The organism is Streptococcus infantis (assembly GCF_001579645.1).
Lineage (GTDB): Bacteria > Bacillota > Bacilli > Lactobacillales > Streptococcaceae > Streptococcus > Streptococcus infantis_E.
Genome location: NZ_KQ970818.1, coordinates 458,937 through 461,027 on the forward strand (window position 1 = coordinate 458,937; position 2,091 = coordinate 461,027).

The 2,091-nt window shown below is 41.1% G+C and carries 1 protein-coding gene; it reads left to right on the plus strand.

Annotation, left to right across the window (positions count from 1 at the left end; translation table 11 throughout):
• Positions 1-2,024, plus strand: a 2,024-nt coding sequence (locus tag SINDD18_RS10945) for a collagen-flanked surface repeat-containing protein (RefSeq protein ID WP_193750819.1), incomplete at its 5' end; no start/stop codon positions are given.
• Positions 2,025-2,091 lie beyond the last annotated feature (67 nt).

A 2,091-nucleotide genomic window follows, 5' to 3' on the forward strand; every position in this document is an offset into this window, starting at 1 on the left:
GGGTAATCACACATGATCCTGCTGGTAAAGAAACAGGTCGTACATTCGTTAAAGATGGTAAAGATGGTAAGTCACCTGAAGCATCAGTTAAAGACAATGGTGACGGTACACACACAATCACTATCACTGATCCAAATGGTGTAACTACTCAAACTATTGTTAAAAACGGTGAAAATGGTAAATCACCAAGCGTAACTGTTAAAGACAATGGTGACGGTACTCATACAGTTAAAGTTGTGAACCCAGATGGTCAAACAAGTGAAACTATCGTTAAAGACGGTAAGAACCCATCAGTAACAACAGAACGTGGTGAAGACGCTGAAGGACGTACTGGTACATGGGTAATCACACATGATCCTGCTGGTACAGAAACAGGTCGTACATTCGTTAGAGATGGTGTTGACGGTAAAGACGGTAAAGATGGTAAAGATGGTAAATCACCAGTTGTAACCGTTAAAGATAACGAAGATGGTACACATAAAATCACTGTTGAAAATCCAGACGGAACTAAGACTGAAACTATCATCAAAGATGGTAAAGATGGTAAGTCACCAAGCGTAACTGTTAAAGATAACGAAGATGGTACACACACAGTTAAAGTTGTCAATGTCGATGGTCAAACAACAGAAACAATTATCAGAGATGGTAAATCACCTCGAGTTTCTACTGAACGTGGTAAAGACACTGACGGTAACGATGGTACTTGGGTAATTACTCGTGATCCAGAAGGAAATGAAACAGGCCGTACATTCGTTAAGGATGGTAAAGACGGAGTAGATGGTAAAGATGGTAAAGACGGAGTAGATGGTAAATCTGCGAAGGTTACTGTTACTGAAAATGGTGACGGTACACATACGATCACTGTTGAAAATCCAGATGGAACTAAGACTCAAACAATCATCAAAGATGGTAAAGATGGTAAGTCACCAAGCATTACTGTTAAAGATAACGAAGATGGAACTCATACTGTAACTGTTATTAACGTTGACGGTCAGAAGGTTCAAACTATTATCAAGGATGGTAAGACTCCACGTGTAACAACTGAGACAGGCAAAGATAAAGATGGTAATACTGGTACTTGGGTAATTACACATGATGGTGATGGCAAAGAAACTGGTCGTACATTCGTTAAGGATGGTAAAGACGGTAAAGATGGTAAGGACGGTAAGACACCAACTGTTACTACTGAACCTGGTAAAGACAAAGAAGGAAATACTGGTGTTTGGGTAATTGTACGTGATTCTGAAGGTAACATCACTAGCCGTAACTTTATCCGTGATGGTATTGATGGTAAAACTCCAAAAGTTCGTACTGAACCTGGTAAAGATAAAGAAGGAAATACTGGTGTTTGGGTAATCACTGAAGATGGTGATGGAAACATCACTAGCCGTACCTTCGTTCGCGATGGTAAGGATGGTAAGACACCAAGTATTACTACTGAACCTGGTAAGAACAAGGAAGGTCAATCTGGATACTGGATTATCATCAAAGATGGTGATGGTAAAGAAACAAATCGTATCTTTATCCGTGATTGTGGATGTCCTAAGAAAGAGGATCCAAAACCACAACCACAACCAGCTCCAAAACCACAACCACAACCGGATCCAAAACCACAACCACAGCCGGATCCAAAACCACAACCACAACCGGATCCAAAACCACAACCACAACCGGATCCACAACCACAGCCACAACCAGCTCCAAAACCACAACCACAACCGGCTCCAAAACCACAACCACAACCGGCTCCAAAACCACAACCACAACCAGATCCGAAACCACAACCACAACCGGCTCCAAAACCACAACCACAACCGGCTCCAAAACCACAACCACAACCGGATCCGAAACCTCAACCAATTGAAGACAAACTTATCCCAATCAACAAGTTTAGAAATGATGAACCTCAAAAAGAATTACCAAACACTGGTACAGAGGATCTTCCATTCCTATCACTTGCAGCGATTGCTGGATTAGCAACTGCTGGTTATGCTTTGTCTCGCAAGAGAAGAGAAGAATACTAATCAATTCGTGTGATTTAAAACAGAATTGAATAGCATAAAAAGAGAGAACATTTGTTCTCTCTTTTTT